This window comes from Sneathiella chungangensis (assembly GCF_009882935.1).
GTDB lineage: Bacteria > Pseudomonadota > Alphaproteobacteria > Sneathiellales > Sneathiellaceae > Sneathiella > Sneathiella chungangensis.
In genome coordinates this window covers 534014-546057 of sequence record NZ_WTVA01000001.1, presented here as the reverse complement: position 1 = coordinate 546057, position 12044 = coordinate 534014, and the positions used below count along the sequence as shown (strand labels likewise).

At 56.5% G+C, this 12044-nt stretch carries 14 protein-coding genes; 12 read left to right on the top strand and 2 right to left on the bottom strand.

Annotated features, from left to right (window positions below):
- The first annotated feature begins 9 nt into the window (after nucleotides 1-9).
- Nucleotides 10-462 (top strand): SsrA-binding protein SmpB, encoded by a 453-nt coding sequence (gene smpB, locus GQF03_RS02680; RefSeq protein ID WP_161337634.1) that lies wholly within the window; start codon nucleotides 10-12, stop codon nucleotides 460-462.
- Between the two features lie 4 nt (nucleotides 463-466).
- Here smpB and GQF03_RS02675 read toward each other — a convergent pair whose 3' ends face one another.
- Nucleotides 467-1825 (bottom strand): phospholipase effector Tle1 domain-containing protein, encoded by a 1359-nt coding sequence (locus GQF03_RS02675; protein WP_161337633.1) that lies wholly within the window; start codon nucleotides 1823-1825, stop codon nucleotides 467-469.
- Between the two features lie 313 nt (nucleotides 1826-2138).
- Here GQF03_RS02675 and GQF03_RS02670 point away from each other — a divergent pair, with 313 nt between their 5' ends.
- Nucleotides 2139-2798 (top strand): flagellar biosynthesis protein, encoded by a 660-nt coding sequence (locus GQF03_RS02670; protein WP_161337632.1) that lies wholly within the window; start codon nucleotides 2139-2141, stop codon nucleotides 2796-2798.
- Between the two features lie 30 nt (nucleotides 2799-2828).
- Here GQF03_RS02670 and GQF03_RS02665 read toward each other — a convergent pair whose 3' ends face one another.
- The gene (locus tag GQF03_RS02665) at nucleotides 2829-3434 is read right to left on the bottom strand and encodes a LabA-like NYN domain-containing protein (RefSeq protein WP_161337631.1); all 606 of its coding nucleotides are present in this window, start codon (nucleotides 3432-3434) and stop codon (nucleotides 2829-2831) included.
- A gap of 181 nt (nucleotides 3435-3615) precedes the next feature.
- Between GQF03_RS02665 and folK the strand changes: the two genes are divergently transcribed.
- From folK to era, 10 genes are all read left to right on the top strand, one after another.
- Nucleotides 3616-4134, top strand: coding sequence for a 2-amino-4-hydroxy-6-hydroxymethyldihydropteridine diphosphokinase (folK, locus tag GQF03_RS02660; protein WP_161337630.1), 519 nt, complete (start codon nucleotides 3616-3618; stop codon nucleotides 4132-4134).
- Nucleotides 4135-4263: 129 nt separating this feature from the next.
- Nucleotides 4264-4668 (top strand): DNA-directed RNA polymerase subunit omega, encoded by a 405-nt coding sequence (gene rpoZ, locus GQF03_RS19175; RefSeq protein WP_161337629.1) that lies wholly within the window; start codon nucleotides 4264-4266, stop codon nucleotides 4666-4668.
- A gap of 153 nt (nucleotides 4669-4821) precedes the next feature.
- Nucleotides 4822-6972: a RelA/SpoT family protein gene (locus GQF03_RS02650; RefSeq protein WP_161338094.1), complete on the top strand. Its 2151-nt coding sequence runs from the start codon at nucleotides 4822-4824 to the stop codon at nucleotides 6970-6972.
- 27 nt (nucleotides 6973-6999) lie between these two features.
- The gene (gene pyrE / locus GQF03_RS02645; protein WP_161337628.1) at nucleotides 7000-7587 is read left to right on the top strand and encodes an orotate phosphoribosyltransferase; all 588 of its coding nucleotides are present in this window, start codon (nucleotides 7000-7002) and stop codon (nucleotides 7585-7587) included.
- Nucleotides 7588-7614: 27 nt separating this feature from the next.
- The gene (locus GQF03_RS02640; protein WP_161337627.1) at nucleotides 7615-8235 is read left to right on the top strand and encodes a DUF2062 domain-containing protein; all 621 of its coding nucleotides are present in this window, start codon (nucleotides 7615-7617) and stop codon (nucleotides 8233-8235) included.
- Entirely contained in the window at nucleotides 8232-8972 is a 741-nt protein-coding gene (locus GQF03_RS02635) for a pyridoxine 5'-phosphate synthase (protein ID WP_161337626.1), read from the top strand. The genes GQF03_RS02640 and GQF03_RS02635 overlap by 4 nt, the downstream gene beginning before the upstream one ends.
- A 17-nt stretch (nucleotides 8973-8989) precedes the next feature.
- The gene (acpS, locus tag GQF03_RS02630; protein ID WP_161337625.1) at nucleotides 8990-9400 is read left to right on the top strand and encodes a holo-ACP synthase; all 411 of its coding nucleotides are present in this window, start codon (nucleotides 8990-8992) and stop codon (nucleotides 9398-9400) included.
- Between the two features lie 102 nt (nucleotides 9401-9502).
- The gene (gene lepB, locus GQF03_RS02625; protein WP_161337624.1) at nucleotides 9503-10252 is read left to right on the top strand and encodes a signal peptidase I; all 750 of its coding nucleotides are present in this window, start codon (nucleotides 9503-9505) and stop codon (nucleotides 10250-10252) included.
- Nucleotides 10252-10953 (top strand): ribonuclease III, encoded by a 702-nt coding sequence (gene rnc / locus GQF03_RS02620; protein ID WP_161337623.1) that lies wholly within the window; start codon nucleotides 10252-10254, stop codon nucleotides 10951-10953. The genes lepB and rnc overlap by 1 nt, the downstream gene beginning before the upstream one ends.
- On the top strand, nucleotides 10946-11872 hold the full coding sequence (gene era, locus GQF03_RS02615; RefSeq protein ID WP_161337622.1) for a GTPase Era: 927 nt from the start codon (nucleotides 10946-10948) through the stop codon (nucleotides 11870-11872). Before rnc ends, era begins: the two co-directional genes overlap by 8 nt.
- Nucleotides 11873-12044 lie beyond the last annotated feature (172 nt).

Here is a 12044-nt window from a genome sequence, read left to right as displayed (position 1 = left end):
ATTGCAGACATGGGCCGCACGATCGCGGAAAACCGGAAGGCCCGCTATAACTACTTCATCCATGAAGAGTTTGAGGCGGGTCTGATCCTGCTCGGTACGGAGGTGAAAAGCCTGCGCGCCGGGCGGGCCAACATTCAGGACGCCTATGCGTCTTTTGAAAATGACGGCCTGTATCTCGTCAATCTGCATATTCCTGAATATGGACATGGCAACCGGTTCAATCACGATCCGCTGCGGCCGCGCCAGTTGCTGATGCATAAGAAGGAAATCAAGAAGATCGCCGGTCAGATACAGAAGGCGGGCAAGACGCTTGTGCCGCTCTCCATGTATTTCAACGACCGCGGCATTGTGAAGGTTAAGGTCGGGCTGGCATCAGGCAAGAAGCAGCATGACAAGCGGGCGACGGAACGCGAACGCGACTGGGGCCGTGAAAAACAGCGCCTGCTGAAAAACTTCTCCTGAGAAACTAGGCCGTCGCCTCCTTGGGGAGCGGTTTCGCGAACTCGAGCCCGAGGAAATTATCCTTAGCCCAGACAACGCGGCCCTTGAGACCCTTCGAAAAATCGCGGGAGGACTGCAGCACGAGAGACGTCCCGGCCGGCAGCTTTCCCTGCAACCAGATCTTCGCGCCGGTCCGGCTGTAATCGACAAGGCTGACGTTCATCTTCGTCTCGTTCGTGATGATGAAGGCCGGCCAGTCGATTTTCTTGCGCGGGAAGCGGCGCTTGTTCACCATTTCGTCCATATGCTCGCGGTAGAGCGGGATATCGCTGTCCGACAGACTGGCGAGCTGCCGGGGGCGGTATTTCTTGTCGAGCTCCCGCCGTTGCAGAACGGATTCATGAAGTTTTTCCGGCTCCAGATTAAGTTCCCCGGGAAAGCTTTGCCGGGATTGTCCGACGGCCCGGTTGAAGGGCTTCTTGAAGGGCAGGGGAATGCCGAACACCTTCCGCCGGTTCATCGCGATCTTGCCAAGGATGTCCGGCGTTGTGAGCTCGGCCAGTTTTTCAGGATCGATGGCGAGGCCCTGTTCGCCGGCCCGGTCCAGCAACCATCGCAGGGCGATATCGGACAGGCGGCTGTCGCGCCGACCGCCGACAATATTTTCATGGGATCCGGGGAACCAGACCTGCTCAACCGTCTGGATTTCAGGGGAATGTACACCCGTCCAGAGGCCGGGCTTGAAACGGCTGCGCCGTTCATCCAGGGCAAGCGCCTGATAGGCGCTTTCGACATTCGCATTGATCTTGTGGTCATGGTACATCATCCAGCTTTGCGAGATGCGATGAAGTCCCGGCAGCGGCAAACCATGGCTGCCGACCGTATCCCAGCAGCCGAGAAAACGGATGCGCACGGATTTCGCCGGCAGGTGGTCGGCCAGGCTTTTTGCGCCCGGCGTTTCAAGGGCTTCGGCAGGGATCTGGCTGTATTCGAAGGCCTCCGGCAGCAGATTGAGCTTTTCGGGCGGCAACAGTCCGACCCTGTCGAGCAGATCGGCGAGGCGGCGGATGTTGAAGGCGCCAAGACCGGCGCCGAACAGGTAAATCTCATCCTCTTCGGAGTGGTAATTCCGGGACAGGAAGGTGTAGCTGTTAAAAATTTCCGCCTTCATCCCGAGCCCGAAAGTCCGCTGCATCAGTCGGCGGTAGAAGGCCGGGCGGGCTTCCAGATCGTGCAGATACCGGATCTGTTCCGCGCCGTCTCCCGTTTCTTCGGCAATGCATTGATAGGCGAGGGTCGCGTTCCCGGGAACGCGCCGGTTCTTGCTTCTGAACTGCGGGGCAATCCAGCTGCCGTCACTCAGGACCACAAGTTTTCGGGCCATAACTTCCCCTCTTAATCCAGACAATTATAGCAAACCGGGTACGAAAGGCGGCGTGGCATTGCAAGGCCGCATTAAAAATAGACGCAAAATTTTTACCGAATTGGCATTCTCTGTCAAAAATGCCGTGATTATTGTAGCCATAATTCGACCCTACTTCCTAAGAAAAAATTCAAGGCATCGATCAAGGAGACCTATGACAATGTCTTGAAACCGCATTTTTTTGATTGCTGCGGCCCCGAAATACCTCTATTTCGAGAAAAATACCGGGGTATATTGCACCGGTAGATTATTTTTTTGATAGAAGAGGGGAACAATGGTGATTTCGCAAAAAGTAAGAATTTTTTTCATTTTCATTTTTCTGATGGGGCTTTCCGCGTGCGCGGTTGACCGCAGCACCGTTTCGGTTGAGGCACCGGAAGATATTTCTAATCCCGTTAATGGGGTGGAGGTAAAACTGGTTACCGTAACGGATGACCGTGTTTTCGAATTCAAGCCGGCGACCCCTGATATACCCTCGCTCTCGGAAAGTGAAATTGCCAATACAGATATCAAGGCAAGGGCTTTCGCGAGAAAAAGAAATTCCTACGGGCAGGCCCTTGGCGATGTCATCCTGCCGGAAGGCCAAACCGTCGCGGGGATTATGAGAAGGGCGCTAATGCATGCTTTCCGATCCGCGGGCTACCGCGTAATCGAGCCGGGCGATCCCGGATATGAAAATGCCGTTCCCGTCGATGCGAAGATCATACAATTCTGGTCATGGATCGAATGGGGCTTCTGGGAGCTTGGCGTGCGGAACCGGGCAGAAGTCTCTCTCAAGGCGCCAACAGGAAAATTAGACAAGGGCGTAACGGTGCTCAACGAAATCGTCACAAAACATTCTGCGGTTTTCGATAGTGACTGGCAACAAAGCGCGACCGCGGGCATGCAGGGTATTTCCGCAAAGATAACGGAAGAATTGAAGAGGGGACAATAACCCGCTGACAGTCGGGGAGGTTGCCGCCGGTCAGGCGATCTCCTCGGCGTCCTCATAGGGATCGAATTCGCCGGGGTAATCCTCAAATTCCCGGTCGGATTTCTGGCTGACGGCGCGGCCGACCTTCTTTTCCATATCCTTGAGTTCAATGAAAAAATCGGCCTGTCGGCGAAGCTCGTCGGCGATCATGGGCGGCTGCGACTTGACTGTGCTGACGACACTGACGCGGACGCCCTGACGCTGGATTGATTCCACCAGCCGGCGGAAATCACCGTCGCCCGAGAACAGCACAGCGTGATCGATATGGCCGGCGAGTTCCATCATGTCGATGGCCAGCTCGATATCCATATTTCCCTTGTACTTGCGGCGACCGGCGGAATCGGTAAATTCCTTGGTCGGCTTCGTGACCATGGTGTAGCCGTTGTAATCGAGCCAGTCGACAAGCGGGCGGATCGGGGAATATTCCTGATCCTCGATAAGGGCGGTGTAGTAAAATGCCCGGACGAGTCTGCCCTGCGAAGCGAATTCGCTCAGTAATCTCTTGTAGTCGATGTCGAAACCAAGTGCCCGGGCGGCCGCATACAGGTTCGATCCATCGATGAAAAGAGCAATTCGCTCTTCTGAGTAAAATGGCATTACCAATTTCCGCACTTTATATTATAAATAATTCTTGTTACGGTCGCTAACGCTCCCTAATCATTCATCAATAGCAAAATTATTGGTAATTCTCTAGATAAGAATTACGCGGCGGTGCGCCAATTATGGTGAAATGATGCGAAAACCTTGGTTTTTTCGTGGTTTTTAAGGATAAATTTAGGTGATTTTGATTGGTTTAGGGGCAAATATGCCACATCCGGACCATGGCGAACCGGTCAAAACCCTGGCCGCCGCGGTCCGCAGGCTCGCCTCGTCGGTTAACCTGGTCGGGCAATCGAGCTGGTATCGCACCGCGCCGGTCCCTCTTTCCGATCAACCCTGGTTCGCAAATGCTGTTGTCCATATCGAGACGGAATTGCCAGCACCTGACCTGTTGAATTTGCTGCATGATATCGAGGCCGAGTTCGGGCGGGTCCGCCGGGAAAAATGGGCGGCGCGGCTGATTGACCTCGATCTTCTGGCCTATCATGACCAAGTCACGGAAAACACAGATCAAATCTCCGGCCCCGTTGTCCCGCACCCACTCTTGGAGACCCGGGCTTTTGTTCTCGCGCCCATTGCCGAAATCGCGCCGGACTGGCGCCATCCGGTAAGTGGAAAGACGGCGCCGGAACTCCTCAAGGAGCTGCCTGACGGACAGGTATTTGACATTATTCGCGCCGGCGATGTCCCGACATGATGCGAAAATGCGACGCGGTGACCGAAAAGTGCCGATTTTCAAGGGGTTTTTTATGTCACTTAGACTTGCTATCTGATACGCAAACGAATATGTAGTAAGCTAAATCACAGACAATTGGAGTTACTGTAAATGGCACGCGTCACCGTTGAAGATTGCGTTGAAAGAGTACCGAACCGTTTTGAGATCGTCCTGCTGGCCGCCCGCCGGGCGCGGGAAATCGCCGCTGGCTCCATGCTGACCGTCGATCGGGACAATGACAAGAACCCTGTGGTCTCCTTGCGCGAGATTGGCGATGGCACCATCGATCTTGACGAGTTGAAGGATCATCTCGTGCATTCGTTGCAGCGCCGCGTCGAGGTGGACGAGCCGGAAGAAGACAATATGGCCGCCCTGATGAGCGCAAGTAATGAATGGGCAGGTGTCATTCAGGAAAACACGACTGAAGAAACCTTTTCAGCCGATGAAGTCGGCGCAACGGTTGAGGGCGCGCCGGCTGAAGAAACGAACGCCGATGACCCGTTCGCTGATAATTGAGTGGAACACAGGTAAAGCCCGGCATTTACAACCCATACCCGTTCGGAAAATGCCGGGATCAGCGGATTTTAGTTTCGACGCCAGTACCGATTTCAAAGTAAGCCATAGGGTTCAGCAGGAGGGAGACGGCGCCTGCACGTCTTGTCGCTGCTGATGTTGCGCCAGGTTGAACTTGTCGATCGCGTCTTGAGTTATGATCCTCAAGCCGATGAGGACTTGCTCAACCGGGCCTATATTTTTACCGTCAAAGCCCATGGCAGCCAGGTGCGCGCCTCGGGCGACCCCTATTTTTCCCACCCCATCGAAGTCGCCGGCATCCTGACCGAGCTCAAGCTGGACACGGCGACCATCGTGACGGCCCTTCTGCATGACACGATCGAGGATACGGTCGCGACGAAGGAGCAGATCGAGGAGATATTCGGCAGCGAAATCGCCGCGCTTGTCGATGGTGTCACCAAGCTGTCGCAGATTGAACTGCAGTCGGACAAGACCAAGCAGGGGGAGAATTTCCGCAAGCTCCTCCTCGCCATGTCGAACGATATCCGCGTGTTGCTGGTCAAGCTTGCCGACCGGCTGCACAACATGCGGACGCTTCATTTCATCAAGAACCCGGAAAAGCGTAAACGGATCGCCACCGAGACGATGGAAATCTATGCGCCGCTGGCCGAACGGATCGGTATGCAGAATTTCCGCGACGATCTTGAGGATCTCGCCTTTATCGAGCTGAACAGCGAAGCGCGGAATTCGATCAAGCGGCGGCTGGAATATTTGCGCGAAGAGGGGGAGGATCTCGTCGACCGCATCGTTGATGCCCTGAAAAAGGATGTCGCAACGACGGAAATCGATGCGGATATTTACGGCCGCGAGAAACGCTATTATTCGATCTGGCGGAAGATGGAGAAGAATAACGTCTCCTTCGAGCAACTGGCCGACATCATCGCGTTTCGCATCATCGTCGAGACGGTAGAGGACTGTTACCATGTCCTCGGCATTCTGCATTCAAAATATTCGATGGTTCCCGGCCGGTTCAAGGATTACATCTCAATCCCTAAGCGGAATAATTACCGATCAATTCATACGACCATCATCGGACCAGAGAAGAAGCGCATCGAGGTCCAGATTCGTACCCGGGAAATGCACCAGACCAATGAATATGGTGTGGCGGCCCACTGGCAGTACAAACAGGATCTGGAGCATATCAAGGAGGGCAAGCAATATCGCTGGCTGCGGGAGCTGCTTGAAATTCTGGAAAATACCGTCGATCCGGATGAGTTTCTTGAGCATACAAAGCTCAGCATGTTCCAGGACCAGGTGTTCTGTTTCACGCCGAAGGGCGACCTGATCTCCCTGCCGCAGGGAAGCAGCCCGGTCGATTTCGCCTATGCGGTCCATACGGATGTTGGCAATACCTGCGTCGGCGCGAAAATCAACAGCCGCCTGGTGCCGCTCAGAACGCCGCTTCGCAATGGCGATCAGGTCGAGATATTGCGATCGAAGAACCAGACGCCGTCGCCGACCTGGGAAAGTTTCGTGGTGAGCGGCAAGGCGCGCTCCGCCATCCGCCGGTTCACCCGGATGAAGCAGCGGGGCCAGTATGTCGAGCTTGGCCGGGCGATCGCCGAGAAGGCGTTTCGGGTGGAAGGAAAGCAGTTCGCCGAAAAGGCGATGCAGACGGCCGTCGATGTCTGGAACCAGGAAACGGTTGATGATGTTTATTATATGCTGGGCGACGGGACGCGGACCGGGCGCCAGCTGATCGACGTCATATTCCCTGGTGAAAAACGCAAAATCGACAATGAAAATGTCGTTCCGCTCAAGCAAGCGAAATCGAAGCCGAGCGGGAAAAATTCGCACGCCATTCCCATTCGCGGCTTGATCCCGGGGATGGCGATGCATCTCGCCGGTTGCTGCCATCCGTTGCCGGGCGACCGCATTGTCGGGATCGTCAGCACCGGGCGCGGCGTCACCATCCATACCATCGATTGCGACACGCTGGAGCAGTTTGCGGACGTGCCGGAGCGCTGGCTTGATGTCTCCTGGGATGAGGAAAACCAGCAGGCGGCGCTTCCCGTCGGCCGCATTTCGATCATTATGGCCAATGAACCCGGGGCGCTCTCCGGTATTACCTCGACCATTGCCTCCAACAACGGCAATATCAATAATCTGGCGATCGTCAATCGGAGCCAGGATTTTTTCGAGATGATGATCGATATCCAGGTCAAGGATGTCCGGCATCTGACGAACATCATTGCGGCGCTCAGGGCGGATCCCGTCATCAGTTCCGTGGAAAGATCGGCCGGCTGACGACGGCCCGAGGCAGAAAGGGAGATTATGACTGAGGAAGAAATCCTGTCCCATTTCCGGGAAACCGATGCGCTGCTGGAGGGACATTTTCTGTTGAGTTCCGGCCTTCATTCGGACCGTTACCTGCAATGCGCCAAGGTGCTGATGCATCCTGACCGGGCTGCGTCCCTCTGTCGTGCGCTGGCGGATAAGGTCATTGCAGCGCTTGGCGAGAATGCCGTGGATATCGTTGTCGCGCCGGCGATGGGAGGGGTGATTGTCGGCTACGAGATGGCGCGGCAGCTCGGCGTTCCGGGGATATTTACGGAGCGGGAGAATGGCGTCTTCACCTTTCGCCGCGGATTTTCGCTTGCGCCCGGCGCCCGTGTGATCATGTCGGAGGATATTGTTACCACCGGAAAATCGAGCCGCGAATGCATCGACGCGATCCGTGCGGCAGGCGGGGAGGTTGTCGGCGCGACCTGCCTGATCGACCGGTCAAACGGGACGGCAGATGTCGGGGTGCCGCTGTTTTCCCTCATGAAAATGGATGTAAAGACGTATGAGCCGGATAATCTGCCGCCGGAACTCGCGGCGACGCCGGCCGTCAAGCCGGGAAGCCGTAATCTCAAGTAATCTTACCCAAAGCGGAGTGCTGGTCGAATGTTTCGCCGCCGTAAAAAAACAACACGGTTCAAGCAATTGGCGGATTTCTTCTGGCCGGCAATCGGCTTTCGCCGCTCGTCGAAATATGTCGGCTACCGGCTTGCGCGCCTGAAAGGCTCCCCCTACAGCCTGGCGGCGGGATTCGCGTTCGGGGCGGCCGTCTCCTTTACCCCGCTGGTCGGCCTTCATTTCATTATCAGCGGTGTGCTCGCCTGGATATTCCGTGCGAGCATTCTCGCCTCCGCCCTTGGCACGGCCGTCGGCAATCCCTGGACCTTCCCCTTTATCTGGACGCTAACCTACAAGGTCGGGCGCTGGATGCTTGGCGGTGAGCCGGGAGACAAGGCGTTTCCCGATGCCAGCCTGACCACCTTCTTCGATGGCCTGTGGGCTGGGCATTGGTCGGAAGTCTCCCATATCTTTTTTGACGTCATCCATCCCATGCTGATCTCGAGCCTTCCGATCGCCATCTTCGTCTGGATCATTTTTTTCTACCCATTGCAGGCTTTGATCCGTAGATTTCAGGATAAACGGGCGCAAATAATTACCAAGGCGCGGACACGCCGGGCGAACCGGCGGATCGCGGACCGGGATAAGTTGGGAGTAAGCGAGAAATGAAACATCTGCGTTTGGGCGTGAATATTGATCATGTGGCGACCATCCGTAACGCGCGCGGCGGCGTTCATCCGGACCCGCTCAGGGCGGCGCGGATCGCCGAGGCGGCGGGCGCCGACGGAATAACCGCCCATCTCCGGGAGGACCGCCGCCATATCAGCGACGGCGACATCACCCGTCTGGCGAAGGAGCTGACGATCCCGCTTAATTTTGAGATGGCGGCAACGGAAGAGATGTTGGCAATTGCGCTGGATCATAAGCCCCATGCAAGCTGTCTGGTCCCGGAAAAGCGGGAAGAACGGACGACGGAAGGCGGGCTTGACGTGGCGGGCGGACATAATTCGCTTCGCTATTATGTGGAAAGCCTGAGAGGCGAGGGCATCCGCGTATCGCTGTTTATCGAGGCCGATCCGCGCCAGCTCGAGGCGGCGCAGAAAATCGGCGCGGATATCGTTGAAATCCATACCGGCGCCTATTGCGATGCGGAGGATGCGGCGGCGCGCCAGCACGAGCTTGAGCGCATCCGGAAAGCCGCCGCGCTTGCCGATGACCTCGGGCTGGAATGTCACGCGGGCCATGGCCTGACCTTCGGAACGGTGAGCCCGATCGCCGCGATCCCGACCATTGTCGAGCTGAATATCGGCCATTTCCTGATCGGTGAAGCGATTTTCACCGGCCTCGAAACGGCAATCGGCAAAATGCGCCGCCTGATGGATGAAGCCCGTCAGGCCGTGGCCTAGCGCCGGGGCGGGGAGAGATGTCCAGAATTATTGGCATTGGCAATGACATCATCGATATCCGGCGGATCGAAAGAACGCTGGAGCGGTTCGGAGATCGGTTTGTCAGGCGTATCTATACCGATATCGAAATTGCCAAGTCGGAGCGGCGGCTCAACCGCGTGGAATCCTATGCAAAGCGCTATGCCGCCAAGGAAGCCTGTTCGAAGGCGCTTGGCACGGGATTTCGGAAGGGCGTTTTCTGGAAGGACATGGGGGTTGTAAACCTGCCATCGGGAAAACCGACCATCGCGCTGACCGGCGGGGCGCTCGCGCAGCTCGTGCGGATCACGCCGCCCGGTATGCGGACGGAAATTCACCTGACCATCACGGATGAGCCGCCGCAGGCGCAGGCGATTGTTCTGATCACAGCGATTCCCGAGGAGGATTAGCCGCCGCCAATGCTCGCAAAAAAGACGGGAAATTGGTTGCTTGCAAATGGCGTTCGTGCAATTGAATGTCCCTTATTTGTTTATTGATTTGGAAATGAGTTCATGAAGGAAGAAGCGGTGAAGGCCAAGGGCGGCGTCGGGGAGACAATCCGGACAATTATCTATGCGGTGCTGATCGCGGTTGTCATCCGGACATTCGCTTACGAGCCGTTCAAAATTCCGTCCGAATCCATGCTGCCGACCCTGATGATCGGCGATTATCTCTTTGTTTCGAAATATTCCTACGGCTACAGCCGTCATTCCTTCCCCTTCAGCCTTGCGCCCATCTCCGGGCGCGTTTTTGGTGAATTGCCGGAACGCGGCGACGTGGCGGTCTTCAAAAAACCGATTGGCGAGCCGGTCGACTATATCAAGCGGATCATGGGCCTGCCGGGCGACAAGCTGCAGATGATCAATGGTGTCCTTTACATCAACGGCACGGCGGTGAAACGCGAACGGGTCGATGATTTCGTCGATCGTGACCGTTTCGGGAATGTCCGGCGCATCGCGCAGTATCGCGAGACCTTGCCGAACGGACAGACCTACCTGACGCTGGATGAAACCGTGCAGGGTATGATGGACAATACGGATATTTACACGGTTCCAGAAGGTCATATCTTTGCCATGGGCGATAACCGCGATAATTCGACGGATAGCCGTTTCCTGAGCCATGTCGGATATGTGCCGGTGGAGAATCTTGTCGGCCGGGCGGAGATCATCTTTATGTCGCTCGACGGCTCCGCCGCCTGGTACGAAATCTGGAAATACCCGACGGCCATTCGCTGGAACCGGATTTTTAATTCTTTAAGCTGATGGCCGCGCCCGTAAAAAAACTCGATGATCTTGCGGACTTGCTCGGTCATGTGTTCAAGGATCCGGACCTGCTGAATGCGGCGGTCACGCATTCCTCCCTGATCAAGGGCAAGGGCAAAAAACAGCCGGGCAGCGATTACGATCGTCTCGAGTTTCTTGGTGATCGCGTGTTGGGCCTGATTATCAGTGACGAACTCTTTCGCCGTTTCGAAAGCGCCGAGGCGGGGCAGCTCTCTCGCCGCTACAACGCCCAGGTGCGACGCGAGGCACTTGCCGAGATCGCACTTGATATGGGGTTGCAGAACTATATCCGGATGGCGGATGATCTTGCCGCGTCGGGCGGGCGGGAAAACCCGGCCATTCTGGCCGATGTAATGGAGGCGGTGATCGCCGCTCTCTATCTCGATGGCGGGATGCGCGCGGCGTGGCGTTTCGTTGAAAAAAAATGGTGGCCGCGGTTCGACCGCAAGGATGCCTCCAAGAAGGACGCGAAATCGGCGTTGCAGGAATGGCTGGCGAAGACCGGCCGGCCGCTGCCGGTTTACCGGGTGGTGGAGGAGACGGGACCGGACCACGACCGGCATTTCACGGTGATGGTGTCGGTTAAAGATTTCGAACCGGCGACCGGATCGGGATCATCGAAACGGGTGGCAGAGCAAAAGGCGGCGGCAAAGATGTTGAAGGAACTTCAAGGTGACTGATCAGGCAACCAGGGGCGGCGGCACGCGCTGCGGATATGTTGCGCTGGTGGGGGCGCCGAATGCGGGGAAGTCGACCCTGCTCAACCAGCTGGTCGGGGCGAAAATCGCCATCGTCACGCCGAAGGTGCAGACGACCCGCTCGCGGGTCACGGCGATTGCCATCGAGGGGGACAGCCAGATCATCTTTGTTGATACGCCGGGAATCTTCAAACCCTCCCGCCGGCTTGAAAAGGCGATGGTTGAGGCTGCCTGGGGCGGCGCTGCGGATGCCGACAGGATTGTTCTCATCATCGATGCCGCGAAGGGACTCACCTCGGACGTCAAGCGAATCATGGACGGGCTTGAGAAGAACGGTCGCCGCGCGCATGTTATTCTCAACAAGGTCGATATCATCAAGCGCGATAAACTGCTCGGCCTCGCTCAGGAATTGTCGGACCGCGGCATATTCGACGAGATTTACATGATCTCGGCGCTGACGGGTGACGGGGTCGCGGAATTGCGAAGCGCGCTTGCGCAGGAATTACCGGAAGGGCCCTGGCTATACCCGGAAGACCAGCTTGCCATCGCGCCGATGCGCCAGCTGGCGGCGGAGGTCACGCGCGAGAAGCTGTTCATGCGGCTCAATCAGGAGCTTCCCTATTCGCTGACCGTGGAGACGGAAAGCTGGGAGGAGCGAAAAGACGGCTCCGTCCGCATCCAGCAGGTCGTCTATGTCTCCCGCGCCAATCACAAACCGATCGTCCTCGGCAAGGGCGGGCAGACGATCAAGAAGGTCGGAGAACTCGCCCGTCAAGAACTCGAGGAGATGCTCGGCTGCCGCGTCCATCTATTCCTGTTTATAAAAGTCCGCGAAAAATGGCTCGACGATCCGGAACGCTACCGGGAAATGGGCCTCGATTTTCCGAAAGACAATTCCTGACGCCCACACGGCTTTTCCCGAAATTTGCCGATGGGGACGCGGCGGTGCCATGGATCGGTGCGCAAAAAGCGCAGATTCCCCATGAGATTCACGAACATGGTTAAAAATGTAAATCGAGAAACAAAAAATTAACTAAATTCCTTCCATCATGTCGCAGATCAAAGATTTTTCA

Coding starts and splice junctions, on each gene's coding strand:
- smpB (WP_161337634.1), top strand. CDS start 10: ATGGGCCGCACGATCGCGGAAAACCGGAAGGCCCGCTATAACTACTTC.
- GQF03_RS02675 (WP_161337633.1), bottom strand. CDS start 1,825: ATGGCCCGAAAACTTGTGGTCCTGAGTGACGGCAGCTGGATTGCCCCG.
- GQF03_RS02670 (WP_161337632.1), top strand. CDS start 2,139: ATGGTGATTTCGCAAAAAGTAAGAATTTTTTTCATTTTCATTTTTCTG.
- GQF03_RS02665 (WP_161337631.1), bottom strand. CDS start 3,434: ATGCCATTTTACTCAGAAGAGCGAATTGCTCTTTTCATCGATGGATCG.
- rpoZ (WP_161337629.1), top strand. CDS start 4,264: ATGGCACGCGTCACCGTTGAAGATTGCGTTGAAAGAGTACCGAACCGT.
- GQF03_RS02650 (WP_161338094.1), top strand. CDS start 4,822: ATGTTGCGCCAGGTTGAACTTGTCGATCGCGTCTTGAGTTATGATCCT.
- pyrE (WP_161337628.1), top strand. CDS start 7,000: ATGACTGAGGAAGAAATCCTGTCCCATTTCCGGGAAACCGATGCGCTG.
- GQF03_RS02640 (WP_161337627.1), top strand. CDS start 7,615: ATGTTTCGCCGCCGTAAAAAAACAACACGGTTCAAGCAATTGGCGGAT.
- GQF03_RS02635 (WP_161337626.1), top strand. CDS start 8,232: ATGAAACATCTGCGTTTGGGCGTGAATATTGATCATGTGGCGACCATC.
- acpS (WP_161337625.1), top strand. CDS start 8,990: ATGTCCAGAATTATTGGCATTGGCAATGACATCATCGATATCCGGCGG.
- lepB (WP_161337624.1), top strand. CDS start 9,503: ATGAAGGAAGAAGCGGTGAAGGCCAAGGGCGGCGTCGGGGAGACAATC.
- rnc (WP_161337623.1), top strand. CDS start 10,252: ATGGCCGCGCCCGTAAAAAAACTCGATGATCTTGCGGACTTGCTCGGT.